The following is a 20,619-nucleotide window of genomic DNA, read 5'->3' as shown; positions in this document are numbered from 1 at the left end:
TTTAGCGTATTAAAAATCATCTTAATTTTCTATTTATTGTAGGAGTATTATCTATGTCCCCTAAAGCAAAATCATGGCTTTGGATGTTGGCGGTTATTATTTCTGAAACCTCAGCAACATCAACGCTAAAAATGTTTGATAATAGTGAAGGAATGACAAAATCGTTATTATTGGCATTAATCGTCGTACTGTATGTTATTTGTTATTATTCACTTTCTCGCGCTGTTAAATATATTCCGGTGGGTTTAGCTTATGCAACATGGTCAGGAACAGGGATATTAATGGTTTCTACTCTTGGCATGTTATTTTATGGTCAGCATCCAGATACTGCCGCAATGATAGGCATGGCTGTAATAGCAAGTGGTATTGTAATTATGAATCTATTTTCCAAAATGGGTTCTGATGAAGAAGCCGAAGAGCCTAAAGCTGAAGCTTCATTATTATCAGCAAAAAATAAAGCAGCTCACTAATTTAAATTTAAGGGGAATATTATGTTTACTGGATTTTTATGGTTAGCGCTTTCTATTGGCTCAGAAATAACAGGCACATCCATGATTAAAAAGACCAACAGCTTTAGTAAGTTGGGGCCTTCAGTATTAGTCATTATTGCATATTGCTTATGCTATTTTGCATTGACTCGCGCAATGGGGTATATCCCTGTCGGAGTCGCTTACTCATTATGGTGTGGGTTTGGGATTGTCGGTGTAACGTTAGTTTCTATGGTGTTATATAAACAAAAGCCTGATTTTCCTGCTGTCTTTGCGATGGGGTTAATTATCTCTGGCGGGATAATTATGAATACATTCTCCACTATGTAATTAATACATTAGTTTAATTGCTACTCTCAGAACTTTATTATTATTTTGCTCATTACGTTGCCTTCATTTTAGTGTGAGGGCTTTTTTTTAAGTAACCGAAGCTATTGATGCTTCTACAACATAAAATGATTGCCTAGCGATAAAAAGCTAAATCCGTTCTATGTTACTTTACAGAAGATAAGTGAATTAATTCAGGAATAGATTTATGCAAATTATTGAGTGGGATGATTTTACTCGGGTAGAAATGCGAGTCGGTACGATTATTCGTGCCGAAGTGAATAGTAAAGCTAAAAAGCCAGCTTACGTAATGGACGTGGATTTAGGCGAGTTGGGAATTAAACGTTCCAGCGCACAAATTACCGTCAACTATACACCAGAAGATTTGATTGGTAAGCAGGTGCTATGTGTTTGTAATTTTGAGGTGAAACGGATAGCAGGGATCAAATCCGAGGTATTAATCACGGGTGCACCGGATGAAACAGGGGCGATTGTTCTTGCAGAATTTAACCTGCCTCTACCGAATGGTGCGCTTTTAGCATAATGCTCGTCATTCTTTGTATTATCGTGTTGTTGGCTTCGCTCACTCGCCCTAGTCACATACTTTTGTATGCCCCTAGGGGCTCGTTTGCTTGCGGCCTAGCGTAGTCGGCGCCATCGCTGCCATTTATCAGTAAAAAGGTTATACTACTATCATCTGTATCAGTAGGAGTGTGATCTTTTGCTATTGCCTGAACTTCATTTTCGCCAATATTCAGACGAAGTCATTTCTCATCAACATGATGGGCAGTGGCAAGTCGTTTTGTCGTTATCTGGGCAAATGGAAATCAATATGCATCGCCAACATTTTTTACTTAATGCAGGCAATGGAGTAGTGATCCCGCCAAGTGTTAATCACGCTTTTAGTGGGCAAGTCGGCAATCAAAATTATGTATTAGAAATGCCCGCCACAGCTCAGTGGGCATTGAGTGAGAAAATGACGCAGTTCACTTTGACTCCTGCCGCTGTCGGTCTTTTGAATTGGTTGCAAAGTTTCCCGCAAGCACCTGAACATAATTTTACGGTTGCCCGCTTATTATTGGCTCAACTAAAGCCTGAAAATAAATGGATTGATGAAGTTTCTCAGTGGGTTGAACTACGCTTACATCACCCTATTAGCTGTGAAGATATGGCGACAGCTTTTTGTATGTCGATAAGTACGCTCCAACGCAAAATAAAGGCTGAAACACAATTAACGGCGATGCAGTTTTTATTACATAAACGGATGGAAGCTGCGGGGAGCTTATTGCTAACAAATATTCCGATAGAACAAATCGCATTAACAGTCGGCTATGATTCACATTCCGCATTTAGTCATGCATTTCGTAAATTTTATGGTAAAACGCCGAATGAATATCGTATACAGAAATTTCACTTACGGTAGGTTACGACTCAGCGGCTTAGGTTAACTATTTAGAAATCGAATTATCACAATACGATGATAAAAATTAGCTACTTTTAAGCCGCCATTTTATTTTTCTGCCGCTATACCATGCGTATCCCTTCGAATGGGTTCCAACCATCTAGCCCTTTAGTTTCTTTAATATAGTAAGCATAGTTAGCAACCATCGCCCACATCACTGAAATACCTACCGATAACCCAGTATAAGCACCATTAGGGATAGTTCCACCTACCATAAAATCAATAATATTTAAGACAAGGCCTATCGCTATAGAAATACCAAGCATCACCAGACCTTTCTTCCAAAGCCCTAATATTAGGAAGTAAATAATACCGAAGAAAAAAGCAAAAAAATTCATGTTAATTAAAAGGCGCTCGCCAAAGGACGCTGCTTTTAATGCAGTTTTAAATTCAGGTGTACTCGGTGAGCCATACTTTTCAAAAAAGTCGAAACGTTTTTGCCATTTATTAGAGTATTGTTTTTGTTCCATTTCCCATTCCTTGTTGATATATAATATAAAATAGGGATTGATAATACTTATATGTTTATATAAAAACAGTGGGAAATAGTCTTAATATGACTATTGCAGAGCTTTCTTAATACAGTATGCAGAAGCTATAAATAGAAAAGATATTAAGAAGATAAAAGGCTAGTGGCTATTTACTAATCTATTTACGTAAAGTTACTTTGTTTCTGAATTATTGGTTATTTTCTCAGAAATAGAGTTTGAGTAATTACCATGCAAGAAGTCAGTATTTACATTGGCTTGTCTAAGTTTTAATTCAAGTAAAGCAAATTGTTTGCTAATGCTTGAATAATTGGGGTCGTCGGTTGAAAGACTTTGCAACATATTACTTAATGTCAGAGCATCTTTTCTTTGCTGTAATTCTGGGGGTAAATACCCCGAATTTTTCAAGAGCCGATACCCAGCCTTAAGCTCTGGTGGAACCAAACTATCATCTTCAAGCTGCAACGGCTGACCTTCTCCCTTTAAACTCGATAGTTCACCTTTGTTTAACGCTTCTTGAATATGGCGTTCAGCCCAAAGATCGATAACTGACATAATAGTGACCCCGAAAATTGATTTTATACCATTATAGCCTTTCATATTCGCTGAATGAAGGCTGGTATATTATGCTTCATTAGCGTTGTTATTACGAATAATCAATAAGGTTTTATCGAGTATTGATAAATGGAGGTTTAACTATTTATATAAAATAAAACTGCTAAAAATTGATATATATTTAGTGATAAATGATGAAAAATGGTTATTAATAATGTGTAAATTGTTATGTTGAGCACATTTATAGAAATTAATTTACGAGGCTTTCTTTGGTGTTATATCTCTAGTTTAATTAAATTAATAGTTTTAATAGCTGATTAAGTGATTGCACTCCTGATTTTTATGAATCTTATGTCTAATTTGTATAAATTTTGTTGATTTGCAATTATCTATTTGTAAATAGCAAAAAAGAAAAACATTGTGTAATGTCCGTTTTTCTTGTTTATAAGGAGAAAATATGGAACAAAAAAAGCAAGAGGGAAGCCGTTTTTTGCGAACGGTAGAGTGGTTAGGTAATGCTTTACCACATCCCGTTATTTTATTTATTATTTTGATTGCCATTTTATTAGTTTCTTCAGCAATTGGTCAGTACTTTGGTGTCAGTGTGGTTGATCCTCGTCCAGAAGGCGCAAAAGGGCGCGCGGAAGATGGTATTATTCACATTGTGAGTCTATTGGATGCCGAAGGGATCCGAAAAATTATTGCCAATGTTGTCACAAACTTTACAGGGTTTGCACCATTAGGGACGGTGCTTGTCGCACTATTAGGGGTTGGGATTGCAGAACGGGCAGGCTTACTATCTGCCGCTATGCGCTTAGTTGTGACCAAAGCTCCACGAAAATTAACCACTATGGCGATTGTGTTTGCCGGGATCATGTCAAACACCGCTGCAGAGTTGGGCTATGTGGTTCTTATTCCACTGGCTGCCATTATTTTCCATTCATTAGGTCGTCACCCTTTAGCGGGTCTTGCTGCTGCATTTGCTGGGGTTTCAGGCGGCTATTCAGCAAACTTATTATTGGGTACAGTTGACCCGTTACTTTCTGGTATCACTCAGCAGGCTGCACAAATCATTGACCCAACGTATATCGTGGGTGCAGAAGCAAACTGGTACTTTATGTTTGCCAGTACGTTTTTAATTACTATTTTAGGTTATTTGATCACTGAAAAAATTGTTGAGCCGCAACTCGGTCCCTATACCGGTGGTGCGGTTGATGAGGATGAAAATAGCCTCTATGCTTCGGCAAATGTCACCCCACTAGAGAAAAAAGCATTATTTTGGGCCTCTGTGACTTTTTGGGGATTGGCGGCGATTCTGGCGTTAATGGTAGTACCAGAAAACGGAATATTACGTAACCAAGATACTGGGTTAGTTAGTAACTCTCCTTTCTTGAAAGGAATTGTGGTCTTTATCTTTGTTTTTTTCGCGGTTCCAGGGATTGTGTACGGCTATATTGCCAAAACCATGCGCTCAGATAAGGATATTGTTGACGCAATGGCAGGGGCAATGAGTACACTTGGTTTATACCTTGTTATTATTTTCTTTGCAGCACAATTCGTCGCTTTCTTTGGCTGGACAAACATTGGGCAAGTTATTGCGGTTAAAGGTGCTAACTTCTTAAATAGTATCGACCTTCACGGTGGTGTTCTATTTATTGGCTTTATTCTTATCTGTGCATTTATTAACTTAATGATTGGCTCTGCATCCGCTCAATGGGCTGTTACTGCGCCTATCTTCGTACCGATGTTGATGTTGGCGGGTTATGCGCCAGAAACTATCCAAGCGGCATATCGTATTGGGGACTCAGTCACTAATATTATCACCCCAATGATGAGCTATTTTGGGTTGATTATGGCGATTGTCGTGAAATATAAAAAGGATGCAGGTATAGGGACATTGGTTTCAATGATGTTGCCATACTCTATTATCTTTTTTATCGGATGGTCAATATTCTTCATAGTCTGGGTATTTGTATTAGGTATTCCAGTCGGACCGGGCTCCCCAATTTATTTTACTCCGGGTAGTTAGTTTTTTTATTAGGTATAACCTGTCTTAAAGAGGGTTATACCTTTTTACTTTTAAGCGATAGGCTACAATACGCGTTTGGCTTAGCCAGTTCAGTCAGTTTATGGTGAGGAGGATGTGAATTTCAGCGTGTAGGTTTTTATTTAGGAATTAATCAAGCCCTTCCCATAAATAGTCTTTCAATTTTATCTTATCGTTCAAACCAAAAATAATACCTTCATCTATCAGTGCTTGTTTATGGCGCAGATAGCACTCGCCCTTAACGGATAATTTCCCCTGACCATTAATGATACGGTGGCAAGGTAAAGTACTGCCCGCCGGAATGGTTCGAATTGCTTGGCAAACTTGGCGTACATGGGCTGGGTAACCCGCCATTTTCGCCAGCGTTCCGTAAGTCACGACCCTACCTTTAGGGATGCTTCCTATGAGGCTATAAATGATGTCTCGAAAAGATGGTGCATTGTTCATGGTTATGGTCTCAATTACGATGAGTGTTTGTTAACCTAACTTATAAGATGATACTAGCCATTATTCTGTTCTAAACAGGTTTTAATGGCAAATATGACCCAAACTTAGGTAAAGCGTTGGATAAGTATTAAGGGCGGGATAGAAGCCCTAGAGAATGTGATTCTATAAAGAGACCTAATCTTAACAGGTAGTACACCCCCAATGATCACTGGGCTTTACTGTTTTCCTATGAATTTTGCTCAGCCTGGCCAAGATGTGGCGACTCGTTTATTTCGAGCTGAAGAGGTAAACCTGAAGCCAGAGCAAAGGTTCCCTAATACCAGTAACAGAGTTTATACAGGTGAAGTTAGAGCGCATGAGATTGCACGAATAGCTACCCTTAATTTATTAACATTACCCAGCCCATCAACAACTGCACTACAAAAGTTGCTTCCCAATTTTTTTGCTCAAACAGATATTCACGTTAATATGTCTGTCCGCCCTTACGGAGAGATATATAACATCCTAGACACTATCGATGAACACCCCTATTACGATTTATTGCGTGTGGATGTGGCTTGTTTCCCTTGGTTTGCAGAGCGAACACTTGTTCCTCTAAATGCCATCGGAGGTGGACTCACTGATTTGCAATCGAAATTCACTGAGCAAAAGCAGAGTCGATTTTGCTTAGTCAACAATATAGCCTATGCAATGCCATTTGATGCAAGTGTACAGCTCCTGTTTTATCGTAAAGACCTGTTTGAAGACCCTATTACAAAGCGGATGTATTTTGAATCGACAGGAAAAGAATTAAAAGTGCCTACCACTTTTGAAGACTACGATAGAATAAGCCGATTTTTTTACGCGCATAGAGAAGCCGGAAATGAACATAAACCCTATGGTTCATCTTCAACGACAGGGAGTGCTGGGATAATTTCATCAGAATACTTACTGCGGTATTATGCCGCGGGAGGCTGTTTGATTGATTCTAGTTCTACTCCTAGCCTATCTCCACCGATTGCAGAAAAAGTGTTAGCTGAGTACATCCATCAGCTTTCATTTTCTGACAGGATCAACAGTGAATGGTGGGGGAATCAATAGCGCGGTTTGAATCAGGCGATCTCGCGATGAATATTGCATACATGAATTTATTCAATGATGTAGCTCACAGCCCGATGTCCAATAGTATCGGATATGCCCAAGTGCCCGGCGGAAAGCCTCAAATAGGTGGTGGGGTTTTAGGTATGTCACGCTGTAGCGAAAAATCAGAGTTGGTGGAATGCTTCTATCGTTGGCTTTATTCTGACGTTATTCAGGATCATATTCTGATGCTCGGTGGGAATACCATTCAGCGCAATTTTATTTACATGCAGGAAATTAGGCAGCGTTATCCTTGGCTATCACTTTCGTATAATGAAATCAAAACAGGGGTCCGTGAATCCACTATGCCAGACGGTACAGCGTTTAACCTTCGTAAAGCTGAAAATATCATCGGTGGTGGGGTTATAAATGCATTAGATGGGCTGATGAGTATCCCTGAAACAATTCAGAAGATAAATCAAGGGCTAAAAGCACTATAAATAAAATAGCCCACAAACTATGTGAGCTATTTTATCGTTTTGTAGTGGTCAGCTAAAAATTAGTTTTTATAGTGAATATCGCTGACAATTCTTAGTTTTTCTGCGGCTTGTTCAGGTGTAAGGTCTCGTTGAGTTTGACGAACAGTATGTGAGGGAATTTTAAATGTTTATAAGGAAATTGCTTTTTTTGAGGGAACCACTGTAGAAGTGAAAGTGGTGCCCGGACTCGGAATCGAACCAAGGACACGGGGATTTTCAATCCCCTGCTCTACCGACTGAGCTATCCGGGCAACGGGGCGCATTAAACCGTATTAGGCCGTTTACGTCAATGAGTTTTTATAAAAAAAACATATTTTTCGACTGAGTGTTTTCTTTTTCAGCAAAAGATGTGTGTTTAATAAACGGTTGTTGGTTTTTTAACTTAAGGCGCCTTTTTTACGACATAAAGCAATGGCTAAAATGTCTTCGGATAAGTGCTGAGCAATTTCAACATCTTGAATATCTCGCTGAACTAACAAGCGGTTCAAGCAACCCTCTAGTACTAATTCCATTTGGTTGGCAACCAGCTCAGAGTCCTCTATATCAAGCTCATCTAACAAATCTTTGGTAAATTTAAAGGAATTCTCTTTTTGCAGACGGCTAAGTTGGTGAATAGGGTGCTCTGATTCAGGGTAATAATTACAAGCAGAGATGAACAAGCAGCCAGGGAAACGCCCTTCACGGACTTTCTCGGATAACTGCTGGTAACGGGCCATAAGCTTCTGCTGAGGGTTTAATGATTCATCTAGGAGTGTTTGGCGCTGCCACACTTCAATTTGCTGACCATGATAGCGTAGGCAATCATAAACAAGCGCTTCATCGTCGGGCCAAAATTGGCGTATAGTAGAGAAATCAGATTCAATTTCATGCAGTAAATTTTCTGTGGATGCAGATAAACCCTGGATTTCAAGTTGGTTTAAAGCATGACTTAGAATAGTGTCACGTTGGATAGGCATTGTTAACTCCATCACAGTAAAGTCTGATTTTCTCCCATCATAACAATGTTCAATTCTGAATTATAGCTGTTTGTTTTACCCCCAACCAATTGAGAAAAATAGATAATACAGCCTTAAGAATGTGAGTCGCCCACATGTTATGGCTAGGGCTTATGAGGGGGAATGATTTAGTCGATTAGAAGAGAGCAAATAAACTGAAAAAGTGGGCAACAGGAGGGGGAGAACCCCCCTGATATTGACTGATTGTTTTTAATTTATATTAAAACATTAGTTAATCAACTTAGCTTCTAGTGCAGCATCGATATAATAGAACTGAAAAATATTTTTCATAAAATCATCTATATCGTGTTTTCTTAGTTCAAGAGCTTGTAAAATATCCAAAAGACCTTGAATAGTAATGGAATTTTTGCCTCTTTCATAACGAGAAACTTGCTGTTGACTAATATTTAAGCGGGAAGCTAACTGCGCCCCCGTTAAGCCAACCGCTTTTCTGCGGTGCTTTAAATATGTTCCAATATAAATAGTCACATTAGTATTTTCATTTCGTTGAGCGTTTAACATTCCTCCTCCAAATAAATAGATACAAATAGTACACTATTTAATTATCAAAAATATTCTTTGTTATCGTCTATTACGATGATGGTTAATAAAAGGTAATCGTAATAAATTCCGCGGTCTATTTAACTAGGATTAATTAGTTATTACCAATATTTATGGCGAATTGGTTTTAATGATTCAATAGGTTATTTCTATATTCAATACACGGTATATGAGTGCGGGATATGGATTTATTGGTGTTTAGTTTTGTGATTTTTAATTTGCTTGGAGTTAACTTTTGATTTGTTTTTATTTTATCTTTATTTTTAGCGTTTAATTTTATAGCTAAATTAGCGTAAAAATGTCTTTTTTATTTATCATTTTATGTAATCAGTCATTGTTTGTTACACTTATATTGAGAGTATTAATATAAATGTAACGCCAGTAAAATTATTATAATTAGTTTTTATTTTAACGACTAAAATAAGAGGGTAATGCACTTTAAATATGTATATTGGTATTGTTTTTATACATATTAAATAAAAATAATAGATAACCTATAAGAGACCTATTATTTTTATAGTCACGTATGTAACTTTATTTTGATAAGAGAGAATAACATACTGTTGTGTATAGATATAAAAAACCCGCGCAAATCGCAACGGGTTTTAAGTGTATTTAATTATGATTAGTAAAACTACAGGATCATACCACCAAACAGGAAGCCGAATGAAACGGCTAATGCAACACCAATAGTGCCTGGGATGAAGAATGGGTGGTTAAAGACGAAACGGCCAATGCGTGTTGTCCCTGTGTCATCCATTTGTACCGCAGCAACCAGAGTTGGGTAAGTTGGTAGAATGAATAAACCAGATACCGCAGAGAATGACGCAATAGCGGTTAATGGGCTTACATTCAAGGCTAATGCCATTGGCATCAGTGCTTTTGCTGTTGCAGCTTGTGAATAAAGTAGTGCAGAGCAGAAGAAGAAAATTACCGCTAACATCCATGAATGTTCGTGGATTAAGTCACCTGCAGTTGCTTTGATCCAGTCAATGTTGTGCTGTACGAAAGTATCACCTAACCACGCCACACCTAAGATACAAATACATGCACTCATACCCGCTTTAAAGGTACTTGAATTCAAGATTGCATCGGTGTTTACACGGCATAGTACAGTAATTAATGTTGCCACTGTTAGCATGATAATTAAAATTGCGTTAGTGGTGTTCATTAATGGTGTTTCAACAATACCAAGGCTAGGGCTATTGATGATGGCATAACAAACAACGCCGATAACACCAAACAAGAATAACAAGACGGAAGATTTAGCACCCGCTTTGATTTCTTTTACTTGGCTTCCACGTAATTCGACTAATCCTTCTGCTAAACGTTTTTGATAAATAGGGTCATCAGACAACTTGGAATTAAATGTCCAAGAAATGATGAATGACATTAAAATGATAGCGAGGAAGGTGGCCGGTAATAAAATACTCAGCAGCGTGATATAACTTACAGTATTTCCTGCGCCAACCATTGCTGGGTTTTCCATGACTGATGCCATGTAAACCACTGCGGCTGAAATTGGTGATGCAGTGATACCAATCTGTGCCGCAACAACCGCGGTTGAAAGTGGACGACAGGGTTTAACACCTTGCTCTTTTGCGACTTCTGCAATAACAGGTAATGTCGCTAAAGAAATATTACCAGTTCCTGCAAAAAGGGTCAGAAAATAGGTGACGATTGGGGCAAGTATGGTGATGTATTTTGGGTTGCGGCGCAGTAATTTTTCTGTTTGGGCAACTAAGTAATCTAAACCCCCTGCAATTTGCATTGCTGAGATAGCGGCGATAACAGCCATGATGATTGAGATAACGTCAAATGGAATCGTACCCGGTTTCACGCCAATTGCAGCGAGTACCAGTACCCCAAGGCCACCGGCAAAGCCGATACCTATCCCACCTAAACGGGCCCCCAAAAAGATGGCCAGCAGAACAATAATAAATTCTACGGCTAACATAGTGTTTACTCCTCGACAAAATGAAAATTAAAATTATGAAACTGTTATGTTAATTTTTTGTGTGTGTATGAATCAAAAAAGGCACGCTTTCTGGTGAGAGGCGTGCCTTTATTTTTAAGTATTATTTATGATAAACATAAATTTTTAGTCATCAAAACGTTTTGCTTTATAAGCAGGGTGTTTTAAGTTCTCAACAGAGAAAATATCATCCAGCTCAGCTTCTGTTAGTAAACCACGTTCAAGAACAACTTCACGTACGCTCTTACCTGTTTCTGCGCAAATCTTACCGACGATATCACCATTATGGTGACCAATGAATGGGTTCAGGTAAGTGACGATACCGATGGAGTTAAATACAAACGCTTCACAGATCTCTTTGTTCACTGTAATGCCGCTAATGCATTTTTCTTGCAGATTACGACAGGCGTTGTTCATCAGGGAAATCGATTCGAACATAGCTTGACCGATTGCAGGTTCCATTACGTTTAATTGTAATTGACCTGCTTCTGCAGCCATAGTCACGCAAATATCATTACCGATGACTTTGAAACAAGCTTGGTTAACAACTTCAGGGATAACAGGGTTAACTTTTGCTGGCATGATAGAAGAACCAGCTTGTAACTCAGGTAAGTTGATTTCTTTAAGACCTGCACGAGGCCCAGAAGACAGTAGACGTAAGTCGTTACAAATCTTAGACAGTTTCATCGCCAGACGTTTTAGGCCTGCATGTACAGTGATATAAGCACCACAGTCTGAAGTTGCTTCGATTAAGTCTTCTGCTGGTACACAAGCTAAGCCTGTGACCTCTGCTAATTTTTTAACAGCTATTTCTGAATAGCCCGGTGCGGTATTCAGACCAGTACCGATAGCAGTTGCACCTAAGTTAACTTCGAGCAGTAATTCGATGCTACGTTTTAGATTTTTCTCTTCTTCTTTTAAAAGAGTCGCGAAAGCATGGAACTCTTGACCGACGGTCATTGGAACAGCATCCTGCAATTGGGTACGGCCCATTTTCAGAATGTCTTTATATTCTTCAGCTTTAGCTTCAAAGCCTTTTTTCAGGTATTCAACAGAATCAATTAATTTCAGTACAGAGTTATATACTGCGATACGGAACCCTGTAGGGTAAGCATCGTTAGTTGACTGGCTTTTATTAAGGTGATCATTCGGGTTTAAATAATCATATTCCCCTTTTTTATGGCCCATCAGTTCTAAACCGATATTTGCCAGAACTTCGTTGGTATTCATATTGAGTGATGTGCCCGCACCACCTTGGAATACGTCAACAGGGAACTGATCCATACATTTGCCTTCATTTAATACAACATCACAGGCTTTAATGATAGTATCCGCGATATTACGTGGGATAGTTTTCAGTTCTTTATTGGCTAAAGCTGCCGCTTTTTTGACCATAACCATGCCTCGAATAAATTCTGGGACATCGTTAATAGTGCGGTCGCTGATATAAAAGTTTTCAATCGCACGCAGAGTATGAACACCATAATAGGCATCAGCTGGAACTTCTTTTTTACCTAACAGGTCTTCTTCGATACGAGTATTGTTTGACATGAGAACCTTCTTAATTAGATTACAGTTTACTGTCCGTTTATGCGCTTGCAAAAAAAGTAATATATCGTAAAGCAAAATTCACAGGTGATTAATATTGTGAAATAAAACTTCACAAGCGATTAACACCAACTACTACGTTGTCAGCATTATGATCTACTGATTTATGGGTAGATGATAAGCTTTTAATCATGTACTGCCTTGAACCTAGATCACTATATAGTTTGATTTATGCAACAGATTTTACGTTGTGTGACATTCATCACAGATAAGTATCATTAATGAGAAAAATCTGTGAGTTGAAAAGCGTTATATCTGCCCCAATTATTATGGCTATACTAAAGAAAAAAGCGAATATTGATAGTTGTCTCTTAGATACAGTTCACAAAGGTTTTCCAAGGGGCGTAAAATAGTTGATAGCTTATTGAAATAAAGGAGAACTTGTGCGCTGGTTACCACTCATTCTGATAGGTATTCTCGTTTACATTGAATCTGTCATTTTTGTGCGAGTTGCGTCCGAAGTTGGCGTATTAATGACTTTGATTTTAGTTGTTCTAACTTCTTGTCTAGGTGTTTCACTCGTCAAGAACCAAGGCATGAAAAATGTACTGCAAATCCAACAAAAATTAGTGTCAGGTGAAAGTCCCGCAGCAGAAATGATCAAAAGTGTTGCGTTGGTTTTAGCTGGCTTTTTACTTATCGTTCCAGGCTTTTTTACTGACTTCATTGGTTTATTGTTGTTACTTCCGCCAATTCAAAAACTCATTGTAATGCGTTTAATTCCTCACATCCGTTTTTATCAACCGGGGAATGGTTTTGGCCAAACGGGGGGCGGGAAATACCAAAATGGAGACACTTTTGAGGGGGAATTCCAACGTAAACAAGATGACCCTTCTTTTACAATTGATAACTCAGATAAAACGGACTCATCTGATAAAGACGACCGCCCCAAGTCGTAAATCCATTCTTTTTGTAGGGAGATAAAAATGAAAAATTTTTTATCTCCCCCCTTGAAGTCCCTCTGTTTCGCCCCAATCTGCTCAAACATGGTACTAGTTTATTTGAGACATACTGGTATCGTCCTTTTACCTAGTGTGGACTTTATTTATAGGAGAACTATTAATGAAAATTCGTCCATTGCATGACCGTGTTATCGTTAAACGTAAAGAAGTTGAATCAAAATCTGCTGGCGGGATCGTTCTGACTGGTACTGCTGCAGCTAAATCAACTCGTGGTGAAGTACTTGCTGTAGGCAACGGTCGCATCCTAGAAAATGGTGAAATCAAAGCACTGGATGTGAAAGTTGGTGATATCGTGATTTTTAACGACGGTTATGGTGTGAAAGCTGAAAAAATCGACAATGAAGAAGTCCTGATCATGTCTGAAAGTGACATTCTGGCAATTGTTGAAGCGTAATTTTCACTTAAAACTTCTCAACTAACGAAAAGAATTTGAAGGAAAGAGATAATGGCAGCTAAAGACGTTAAATTTGGTAGTGATGCACGTACGAAAATGCTTCGTGGTGTGAATGTTCTGGCAGATGCAGTAAAAGTAACTTTAGGTCCTAAAGGCCGTAATGTAGTTTTAGATAAATCTTTCGGCTCACCAGTTATCACCAAAGATGGTGTTTCTGTAGCACGTGAAATCGAATTAGAAGATAAATTCGAAAACATGGGTGCACAGATGGTGAAAGAAGTTGCCTCTAAAGCTAACGATGCTGCGGGTGACGGTACAACTACAGCAACAGTTTTGGCTCAAGCTATCATCACTGAAGGTTTAAAAGCCGTTGCAGCGGGTATGAACCCAATGGATCTTAAACGTGGTATCGATAAAGCCGTTATTGCTGCAGTTGAAGAGCTGAAAACACTTTCTGTTCCATGTTCAGACTCTAAATCAATCGCACAGGTTGGTACTATTTCTGCAAACTCCGACGAAACCGTGGGTAAACTGATCGCAGAAGCAATGGATAAAGTCGGTAAAGAAGGCGTTATCACTGTTGAAGAAGGTACAGGCCTAGAAGATGAATTGGATGTGGTTGAAGGTATGCAGTTTGACCGCGGTTACCTGTCCCCTTATTTCATCAACAAACCAGAAACAGGTGCTGTTGAGTTAGAAAACCCATTTATTTTATTAGTTGATAAAAAAGTTTCTAACATCCGTGAATTACTGCCTGTATTAGAAGGCGTAGCTAAAGCTAGCAAACCACTGTTAATTATTGCAGAAGATGTTGAAGGCGAAGCGCTGGCAACACTAGTTGTCAACACGATGCGTGGTATTGTTAAAGTTGCGGCTGTTAAAGCTCCTGGCTTTGGTGATCGTCGTAAAGCAATGCTACAGGATATCGCTGTTCTGACTAACGGTACTGTTATCTCTGAAGAGATCGGTATGGAGCTAGAAAAAGCAACGTTAGAAGACTTAGGTCAAGCAAAACGCATTGTTATCAACAAAGATACTACAACCATTATTGATGGTGTTGGTGATGAAGCGACGATTTCAGCCCGTGTTGCTCAAATTCGTCAGCAAATCGAAGAGTCTTCTTCTGATTATGACCGTGAAAAATTACAAGAGCGTGTTGCTAAATTAGCAGGCGGTGTTGCTGTTATTAAAGTTGGTGCAGCAACTGAAGTTGAAATGAAAGAAAAACGTGCTCGCGTTGACGATGCTCTGCATGCAACTCGCGCAGCTGTTGAAGAAGGTGTTGTAGCTGGTGGTGGTACTGCACTGGTTCGTGTTGCTGCTAAACTGGAAGGTTTAAAAGGCGACAACGAAGATCAAACCGTGGGTATCCGTGTTGCTCTGCGCGCAATGGAATCACCTATGCGCCAAATCGTGACTAACGCAGGCGAAGAAGCCTCTGTTGTCGTGAATAAAGTTAAATCAGGCCAAGGCAACGAAGGTTATAACGCAGCGACTGATGCATACGGCGATATGATCGATATGGGTATCTTAGACCCAACTAAAGTAACGCGTTCTGCTCTGCAATTTGCAGCATCTATCGCAGGTTTAATGATCACGACAGAAGCGATGATCACTGAACTGCCAAAATCAGATGCACCTGACTTAGGTGCTGCTGGTATGGGCGGCATGGGTGGAATGGGCGGCATGATGTAAAAGACATCAAGCTTAGGTAACAGCTAACTTAGTTGGTTGTTACTAGCCGATATAAGACCGGCACCGTTAGTTTAACTAGCGGTGCCGGTTTTTTTATTGCTTCTTAAATGACGCTACAGTTATTAACTCAAAATGGGAGCAGCCATTAGGTGGATATAAATTAATGTTAAATGCCATTTATTTTTGCGTAAAGGTCCATCAAAAGGTTATATTTAGCGTAAGGCAAAATGGTTTGAAGAAATAAACAACAGGGCGGTTGTCTTGATTGTTTTGTGATAGACTCTATTTGGCTGGTGAACTGTGGTATTTACACGGTAATTTTGACGCAGTATGTTAATCACCTCCTAGATATTTCATGATATATTGCTATCAATATGGTATTGGGACTAAAACGATTTTCAAACCAGTTGCAAAAAAAACACAATGAAAAATGAGGGAAAACATGCGAATTAAAGTCTTGATTGGTGCTGCTGCATTACTGCTTTTAGCGGGTTGTTCTACAACAACTAATTTGACTGCGGCAGGCTCACAAGTTCGTTTTGTTGAGAATCAACCAGGAAGTGATTGCCAGCTTCTGGGGCAGGTTGCAGGGACACAAAGCAACTGGTTGAGCGGTGTGAATAATGAATCCAGCTCAATGCGCAGTGCAGCGAATGACTTGCGAAATAAAGCTGCTGCAATGGGTGGTAATGTTATTTTTGGCGCAACAAGTCCAAGTGAAACAGTATTATCTAGCTTTATTCCGCTAGATAGCAAAATGGTTGGCCAAGTATATAAATGTCCCTAATATGATTTCATAGCGCCCAAATTACAGTAATTTGGGCGTTTTGCTTTTTAAATCTGCCTTAAATTTAGGTCAAGCAATGTTTTGCTTGGCTCTCCGCCAATTTCCCGTGCCAATTTTGGTACGAGGTATCCGGATACCTGACTTAATAACTGCTGTATTAATTGTCGAGCTTCTAAATCACTGACTAAAAAGTGTGCTGCTCCTTGGACTTTATCCAATACATGTAAGTAATAAGGTAAAATCCCTGCGTCAAATAAGGCATTACTTAAATTAGCTAATGCGCTTACATTGTCATTAACTTGGCGTAATAATACGCTTTGATTCAGTAAGGTAACACCTGATGACTTTAGTTTAAACATGGCGGCAGTTAATGGTTTATCAATTTCATTTGCATGGTTAATATGTGTAACCATAATCACTTGAAGCCGCGAACGCGCAAGTCTGTTGCATAGTGTGTCGGTAATACGTTCTGGAATAACAACGGGTAAACGAGTATGAATTCTAAGGCGTTTTATATGTGGGATTGCCTCTAGTTGGCTAATTAACCAGTCGAGTTCATGGTCTTTTGCCATTAGTGGGTCACCACCTGAGAAGATGATTTCATTGAGTTCGGTGTGGTTTTTTATATAATCCACAGCCATCAACCAGTTATTTTTATTTCCTTTGTTATCTTCATAAGGAAAATGCCGGCGAAAACAGTAGCGACAGTTGACTGCGCAACCACCTTTTACCAGCAGTAATGCGCGGTTGTGGTATTTATGCAGCAAACTGGGAATTGCGTTATCTTGCTCTTCTAGCGGGTCTGTAGAAAAACCTGGATGTATATCAAACTCTGCTTTTGCCGTTAATACTTGCAATAACAGAGGGTCTAGTGGATCGCCTTTTTTCATCCGCGAGATAAACGGCATTGGCACACGCAAAGGAAATAATTTACGCGCTTCATTGCCTTCTTTCGAAAAAAGGTGGTTTTCTAAGTTAAGCATTTGCAGCAATTCATCTGGATTAGTGATTGCTTCAGCAAGTTGTTGTATCCAGACTTCTCTGGATGAGGTATTTTGAGTTACAATATCGACCATTTTTTGGCTATGCCATTTTTAGTTTATAAATTAGAGGATCACCATGGCTACTTATAGTACCAATGAATTCCGCTCAGGTCTTAAAATCATGTTAGATGGCGAGCCTTGTGTCGTTTTAGAAAGTGAATTCGTAAAACCAGGTAAAGGTCAAGCATTTGCACGTGTGCGTATCCGTAAACTGATTTCTAACAAGCTGTTGGAAAAAACATTTAAGTCTACTGACTCCGTTGAAGGTGCTGATGTCATGGATATGAACTTAACTTACCTATATACCGATGGTGAGTTCTGGCATTTCATGAACAACGAAACTTTCGAACAATTAGCAGCAGACGAAAAAACCGTTGGCGATAACGCCAAATGGTTAGTTGACCAAGCAGAGTGTATTTTAACTTTGTGGGACGGTCGTCCTATCGCGGTAACTCCACCTAACTTTGTTGAGTTAGAAATTACCGATACTGACCCAGGCTTGAAAGGTGATACTGCTGGTACAGGTGGTAAACCAGCGACACTGAGCACTGGCGCAGTTGTTAAGGTTCCGCTGTTTGTTCAGATCGGTGAAGTTATCCGTGTCGATACTCGCTCAGGCGAATACGTTTCACGCGTAAAATAATAGCGTATCCTATACGGAATCGCTAAAAATAAAAAGCCGTGGTCGATGTGAACTGACCCCGGCTTTTTTGTCTATTTTAAGTCGCTAACAGCACTTAAACCCACCTTTACCACCATAGCGTGCGTCTTGACGTTCTTTGAAAAACTCTTCATAGGTCATTGGCGTTTGATCAGGATGCGTTTTTTGCATGTGAGCAACATAGTTGTCATAGTCAGGGACGCCAACCATCATTTTTGCCGCTTGGCCGAGGTAGCGGGCTGCTTTTCCCAGTTCTCCAAACATAAATCCTCGTCATATTTTGTGTTGTAGCTTCAATTATTTTGGAGAAAGAGAGTGAATCTTGATAAATACTTAAAAACTAAATATTTAAAACAAAACTGCTCAACTCTCAATCTCCGGTGTATTAATGATGTCGTGTATTTGCCACGATTTCTTCATAGTTGGCTGGCATTGGCTCGTAGGGTACTTCATTCGCAGTTGGTTGGTCAGATTTTAAGGCCTTCAACGCAGTGCGGATGGAGAAAAGAGCTAGTAATACCACAACAATCATAAAGAAAATAGTTAAGCCAGCGTCTAAACGGTTATTGAAAATCAACTGCGTGAGTTGAGATTCGGTGTACTGAACTGGAATATTTCCACTATCAATCATTGCTTGGAATTTATTTGCAACAGCTAAGAAGCCAACACGAGCATCTTCACTAAAGGTTTTTTCCCAACCAGCTGTCATAGTACAAATCAATAACCAAGCTGTTGGTATCAATGCAACCCATGCGTATCGTTGACGCTTCATTTTGAACAGTACCACAGCACAGAGCATTAATGCCATACCTGCTAGCATTTGGTTTGCGATACCGAATAGTGGCCATAGTGTGTTAATCCCGCCCAGAGGGTCGACAACACCTTGATGCAGGAAATATCCCCATGTCAGTACGCATAGTGCGGTTGCTATTAAGTTTGCAGGCAGTGAGTCTGTTCGTTTTAGTGACGGTGACACCACCCCAAGCAAGTCTTGCAGCATAAAACGTGCGGCACGTGTTCCTGCATCAACTGCAGTTAAAATAAATAACGCCTCAAATAAAATAGCAAAGTGGTACCAGAAGGCGACATTCATCAACCCACCAAGTGCACCGTGTAAAATATAGGCCATTCCGACAGCAAGCGTCGGTGCTCCTCCTGCCCGTGAGATAATACTGCTCTCACCGACTTCATGAGCTATTGTATTTAACTGCTCAGGCGTAATTTGGAAACCCCAACTACTTACAACTTGAGCCGCAGAGGCAACAACATCTTGTGTACCGGCGGGGGCTAACATTGCCATTGGACTATTCATGGCAAAATACACACCTGGGTCAATCACACAAGCTGCGACTAGCGCCATGATGGCAACAAATGATTCCATTAACATACCGCCGTAACCGATAAAGCAGGCTTGGTTTTCATTTGCTAACATTTTCGGCGTTGTGCCTGAAGAAATCAGCGCATGGAAGCCAGAAACAGCACCACAGGCAATAGTGATAAATAAGAATGGGAACAAATCCCCTGCCCAAACGGGGCCTGTACCATCAATATATTTCGTTAGTGATGGCATTTGTAGATTAGGATTTAAAATCAAAATACCAATAGCAAGGCCAATAATAGTACCGATTTTTAAGAAGGTAGAAAGGTAGTCTCGTGGAGCAAGGAGTAACCAAACAGGAAGTACCGCAGCAACAAAGCCATACCCCACTAACATCCACGTTAATTGGACACCAGTATAATCAAAATAAGGTGCCCACGTTTCACTTTCAGCAACCCACCCTCCAGAAATGATGGCAAAGACAAGGAAAATTAACCCAATAATCGATACTTCGCCAATACGACCAGGACGGATATAACGAGTATAAATCCCCATGAAAATGGCTAATGGGATAGTGAAAGCAACAGTGTAAGTTCCCCATGGGCTATGGGTTAGCGCTTTAACGACAATCATGGCCAGTACCGCTAAGATAATCACCATGATCATAAAGCATGCAATTAATGCCAGCACACCTGCTGTATTACCCATTTCTTCCTTAACTAGCTCTCCAAGAGAGCGCCCATCTCGTCGCGTCGAAACAAATAACACCATAAAGTCTTGTACAGCCCCTGCCAGTACTACTCCTGCTAACAACCAGAGCATACCCGGTAAGTACCCCATTTGGGCAGCAAGAACCGGACCAACAAGAGGGCCTGCTCCAGCAATAGCGGCAAAATGGTGACCAAATAATACTTTTTTATCTGTTGGTACGTAGTCGAGCCCATCATTATGACGAATTGCAGGCGTCATACGTGTTGAATCGACTTGTAATACTTTTTTCGCAATAAATAGCCCGTAGTAGCGGTATGCAATGAGATAAATACATACTGCAGCAACAACAATCCACAGAGCATTGATCTGTTCACCGCGATTTAAGGCAATATAACCTAGTGAAAATGCACCAAGTAAAGCGAGTACAATCCAAATTAATTGTTTACCCATAGCCATCCCCATTTATTCAGTTAACAGCGCTTTGTTATCTATTTAAA

General features: G+C 39.7%; 22 protein-coding genes and 1 tRNA gene. 12 read left to right on the top strand and 11 right to left on the bottom strand.

Annotated elements, in window-relative coordinates; translation table 11 throughout:
• The first annotated feature begins 53 nt into the window (after positions 1-53).
• The 4 genes from ABE954_RS19075 (at position 54) to ABE954_RS19060 (ending at position 2,238) form a co-directional block, all read left to right on the top strand.
• Positions 54-470 carry a multidrug efflux SMR transporter gene (locus ABE954_RS19075; RefSeq protein ID WP_042845457.1) on the top strand — a complete coding sequence of 139 codons (417 nt, stop codon included), beginning with the start codon at positions 54-56 and terminating at the stop codon, positions 468-470.
• 21 nt (positions 471-491) lie between these two features.
• A complete protein-coding gene (locus ABE954_RS19070; RefSeq protein WP_042845455.1) occupies positions 492-818 on the top strand; it encodes a multidrug efflux SMR transporter in 327 nt (108 codons plus the stop codon).
• A gap of 205 nt (positions 819-1,023) precedes the next feature.
• Complete coding sequence (locus ABE954_RS19065) at positions 1,024-1,359, top strand: tRNA-binding protein (protein ID WP_042845453.1); 336 nt, start codon at positions 1,024-1,026, stop codon at positions 1,357-1,359.
• A 177-nt stretch (positions 1,360-1,536) separates the two neighbouring features.
• The gene (locus tag ABE954_RS19060; protein WP_042845451.1) at positions 1,537-2,238 is read left to right on the top strand and encodes an AraC family transcriptional regulator; all 702 of its coding nucleotides are present in this window, start codon (positions 1,537-1,539) and stop codon (positions 2,236-2,238) included.
• 101 nt (positions 2,239-2,339) lie between these two features.
• Here the strand turns inward: ABE954_RS19060 and ABE954_RS19055 are convergent, their stop codons facing one another.
• Positions 2,340-2,747, bottom strand: a complete 408-nt coding sequence (locus tag ABE954_RS19055; RefSeq protein ID WP_048606024.1) for a DUF2628 domain-containing protein — start codon at positions 2,745-2,747, stop codon at positions 2,340-2,342.
• 192 nt (positions 2,748-2,939) lie between these two features.
• Positions 2,940-3,320 carry a DUF1992 domain-containing protein gene (locus ABE954_RS19050; RefSeq protein WP_166686598.1) on the bottom strand — a complete coding sequence of 127 codons (381 nt, stop codon included), beginning with the start codon at positions 3,318-3,320 and terminating at the stop codon, positions 2,940-2,942.
• Between the two features lie 457 nt (positions 3,321-3,777).
• Between ABE954_RS19050 and ABE954_RS19045 the strand changes: the two genes are divergently transcribed.
• Entirely contained in the window at positions 3,778-5,349 is a 1,572-nt protein-coding gene (locus ABE954_RS19045) for an AbgT family transporter (RefSeq protein ID WP_042845449.1), read from the top strand.
• Positions 5,350-5,496: 147 nt separating this feature from the next.
• Here the strand turns inward: ABE954_RS19045 and ABE954_RS19040 are convergent, their stop codons facing one another.
• The gene (locus ABE954_RS19040; RefSeq protein WP_042845448.1) at positions 5,497-5,814 is read right to left on the bottom strand and encodes an MGMT family protein; all 318 of its coding nucleotides are present in this window, start codon (positions 5,812-5,814) and stop codon (positions 5,497-5,499) included.
• 201 nt (positions 5,815-6,015) lie between these two features.
• Between ABE954_RS19040 and ABE954_RS19035 the strand changes: the two genes are divergently transcribed.
• Positions 6,016-6,894 carry an extracellular solute-binding protein gene (locus ABE954_RS19035; RefSeq protein ID WP_281110730.1) on the top strand — a complete coding sequence of 293 codons (879 nt, stop codon included), beginning with the start codon at positions 6,016-6,018 and terminating at the stop codon, positions 6,892-6,894.
• A gap of 26 nt (positions 6,895-6,920) precedes the next feature.
• Positions 6,921-7,373, top strand: a complete 453-nt coding sequence (locus ABE954_RS19030) for a hypothetical protein (RefSeq protein ID WP_281110731.1) — start codon at positions 6,921-6,923, stop codon at positions 7,371-7,373.
• A 214-nt stretch (positions 7,374-7,587) separates the two neighbouring features.
• Here the strand turns inward: ABE954_RS19030 and ABE954_RS19025 are convergent.
• From ABE954_RS19025 to aspA, 5 genes are all read right to left on the bottom strand, one after another.
• Positions 7,588-7,663: transfer RNA gene (locus ABE954_RS19025), tRNA-Phe, on the bottom strand.
• Between the two features lie 126 nt (positions 7,664-7,789).
• Positions 7,790-8,368 carry a transcriptional regulator gene (locus tag ABE954_RS19020; protein ID WP_042845447.1) on the bottom strand — a complete coding sequence of 193 codons (579 nt, stop codon included), beginning with the start codon at positions 8,366-8,368 and terminating at the stop codon, positions 7,790-7,792.
• Positions 8,369-8,635: 267 nt separating this feature from the next.
• Positions 8,636-8,929, bottom strand: a complete 294-nt coding sequence (locus ABE954_RS19015; protein WP_042846388.1) for a helix-turn-helix domain-containing protein — start codon at positions 8,927-8,929, stop codon at positions 8,636-8,638.
• 673 nt (positions 8,930-9,602) lie between these two features.
• On the bottom strand, positions 9,603-10,925 hold the full coding sequence (locus tag ABE954_RS19010; RefSeq protein ID WP_048606083.1) for an anaerobic C4-dicarboxylate transporter: 1,323 nt from the start codon (positions 10,923-10,925) through the stop codon (positions 9,603-9,605).
• Positions 10,926-11,069: 144 nt separating this feature from the next.
• On the bottom strand, positions 11,070-12,494 hold the full coding sequence (gene aspA, locus ABE954_RS19005; RefSeq protein ID WP_042846386.1) for an aspartate ammonia-lyase: 1,425 nt from the start codon (positions 12,492-12,494) through the stop codon (positions 11,070-11,072).
• 440 nt (positions 12,495-12,934) lie between these two features.
• Here aspA and ABE954_RS19000 point away from each other — a divergent pair, with 440 nt between their 5' ends.
• From ABE954_RS19000 to ABE954_RS18985, 4 genes are all read left to right on the top strand, one after another.
• Complete coding sequence (locus ABE954_RS19000) at positions 12,935-13,450, top strand: FxsA family protein (RefSeq protein WP_048606085.1); 516 nt, start codon at positions 12,935-12,937, stop codon at positions 13,448-13,450.
• A gap of 163 nt (positions 13,451-13,613) precedes the next feature.
• Positions 13,614-13,907, top strand: a complete 294-nt coding sequence (locus ABE954_RS18995) for a co-chaperone GroES (protein WP_042846384.1) — start codon at positions 13,614-13,616, stop codon at positions 13,905-13,907.
• Positions 13,908-13,958: 51 nt separating this feature from the next.
• On the top strand, positions 13,959-15,602 hold the full coding sequence (gene groL / locus ABE954_RS18990; RefSeq protein ID WP_166686600.1) for a chaperonin GroEL: 1,644 nt from the start codon (positions 13,959-13,961) through the stop codon (positions 15,600-15,602).
• Positions 15,603-16,044: 442 nt separating this feature from the next.
• Positions 16,045-16,389 carry a DUF4156 domain-containing protein gene (locus ABE954_RS18985; RefSeq protein WP_042846381.1) on the top strand — a complete coding sequence of 115 codons (345 nt, stop codon included), beginning with the start codon at positions 16,045-16,047 and terminating at the stop codon, positions 16,387-16,389.
• Between the two features lie 47 nt (positions 16,390-16,436).
• On the opposite strand, the gene epmB is transcribed toward ABE954_RS18985, so the two are convergent.
• Positions 16,437-17,465, bottom strand: a complete 1,029-nt coding sequence (gene epmB / locus ABE954_RS18980; RefSeq protein WP_042846377.1) for an EF-P beta-lysylation protein EpmB — start codon at positions 17,463-17,465, stop codon at positions 16,437-16,439.
• A gap of 43 nt (positions 17,466-17,508) precedes the next feature.
• Between epmB and efp the strand changes: the two genes are divergently transcribed.
• Positions 17,509-18,075, top strand: coding sequence for an elongation factor P (efp, locus tag ABE954_RS18975; protein ID WP_042846375.1), 567 nt, complete (start codon positions 17,509-17,511; stop codon positions 18,073-18,075).
• A gap of 84 nt (positions 18,076-18,159) precedes the next feature.
• Here the strand turns inward: efp and ABE954_RS18970 are convergent, their stop codons facing one another.
• Positions 18,160-18,357 carry a YbdD/YjiX family protein gene (locus ABE954_RS18970; protein ID WP_004258665.1) on the bottom strand — a complete coding sequence of 66 codons (198 nt, stop codon included), beginning with the start codon at positions 18,355-18,357 and terminating at the stop codon, positions 18,160-18,162.
• A gap of 121 nt (positions 18,358-18,478) precedes the next feature.
• Complete coding sequence (gene cstA, locus ABE954_RS18965) at positions 18,479-20,572, bottom strand: pyruvate/proton symporter CstA (protein WP_371025657.1); 2,094 nt, start codon at positions 20,570-20,572, stop codon at positions 18,479-18,481.
• Positions 20,573-20,619: the final 47 nt, after the last annotated feature.

This window comes from Providencia sp. TYF-12, assembly GCF_041344805.1.
Taxonomy (GTDB): domain Bacteria; phylum Pseudomonadota; class Gammaproteobacteria; order Enterobacterales; family Enterobacteriaceae; genus Providencia; species Providencia huashanensis.
Note: the sequence above shows the minus strand (reverse complement) of the source record. Positions and strands in the feature narration are given on the sequence as shown.

Excerpts from the sequence above, each read along its gene's own strand:
- cstA (WP_371025657.1), bottom strand. The coding sequence starts at position 20,572 with ATGGGTAAACAATTAATTTGGATTGTACTCGCTTTACTTGGTGCATTT.
- ABE954_RS18995 (WP_042846384.1), top strand. The coding sequence starts at position 13,614 with ATGAAAATTCGTCCATTGCATGACCGTGTTATCGTTAAACGTAAAGAA.
- ABE954_RS19045 (WP_042845449.1), top strand. The coding sequence starts at position 3,778 with ATGGAACAAAAAAAGCAAGAGGGAAGCCGTTTTTTGCGAACGGTAGAG.
- ABE954_RS18970 (WP_004258665.1), bottom strand. The coding sequence starts at position 18,357 with ATGTTTGGAGAACTGGGAAAAGCAGCCCGCTACCTCGGCCAAGCGGCA.
- ABE954_RS19050 (WP_166686598.1), bottom strand. The coding sequence starts at position 3,320 with ATGTCAGTTATCGATCTTTGGGCTGAACGCCATATTCAAGAAGCGTTA.
- ABE954_RS19075 (WP_042845457.1), top strand. The coding sequence starts at position 54 with ATGTCCCCTAAAGCAAAATCATGGCTTTGGATGTTGGCGGTTATTATT.
- efp (WP_042846375.1), top strand. The coding sequence starts at position 17,509 with ATGGCTACTTATAGTACCAATGAATTCCGCTCAGGTCTTAAAATCATG.
- ABE954_RS19040 (WP_042845448.1), bottom strand. The coding sequence starts at position 5,814 with ATGAACAATGCACCATCTTTTCGAGACATCATTTATAGCCTCATAGGA.
- aspA (WP_042846386.1), bottom strand. The coding sequence starts at position 12,494 with ATGTCAAACAATACTCGTATCGAAGAAGACCTGTTAGGTAAAAAAGAA.
- groL (WP_166686600.1), top strand. The coding sequence starts at position 13,959 with ATGGCAGCTAAAGACGTTAAATTTGGTAGTGATGCACGTACGAAAATG.
- ABE954_RS19055 (WP_048606024.1), bottom strand. The coding sequence starts at position 2,747 with ATGGAACAAAAACAATACTCTAATAAATGGCAAAAACGTTTCGACTTT.
- ABE954_RS19015 (WP_042846388.1), bottom strand. The coding sequence starts at position 8,929 with ATGTTAAACGCTCAACGAAATGAAAATACTAATGTGACTATTTATATT.
- ABE954_RS19030 (WP_281110731.1), top strand. The coding sequence starts at position 6,921 with ATGAATATTGCATACATGAATTTATTCAATGATGTAGCTCACAGCCCG.
- ABE954_RS19065 (WP_042845453.1), top strand. The coding sequence starts at position 1,024 with ATGCAAATTATTGAGTGGGATGATTTTACTCGGGTAGAAATGCGAGTC.
- epmB (WP_042846377.1), bottom strand. The coding sequence starts at position 17,465 with ATGGTCGATATTGTAACTCAAAATACCTCATCCAGAGAAGTCTGGATA.
- ABE954_RS18985 (WP_042846381.1), top strand. The coding sequence starts at position 16,045 with ATGCGAATTAAAGTCTTGATTGGTGCTGCTGCATTACTGCTTTTAGCG.
- ABE954_RS19010 (WP_048606083.1), bottom strand. The coding sequence starts at position 10,925 with ATGTTAGCCGTAGAATTTATTATTGTTCTGCTGGCCATCTTTTTGGGG.
- ABE954_RS19020 (WP_042845447.1), bottom strand. The coding sequence starts at position 8,368 with ATGCCTATCCAACGTGACACTATTCTAAGTCATGCTTTAAACCAACTT.
- ABE954_RS19035 (WP_281110730.1), top strand. The coding sequence starts at position 6,016 with ATGATCACTGGGCTTTACTGTTTTCCTATGAATTTTGCTCAGCCTGGC.
- ABE954_RS19070 (WP_042845455.1), top strand. The coding sequence starts at position 492 with ATGTTTACTGGATTTTTATGGTTAGCGCTTTCTATTGGCTCAGAAATA.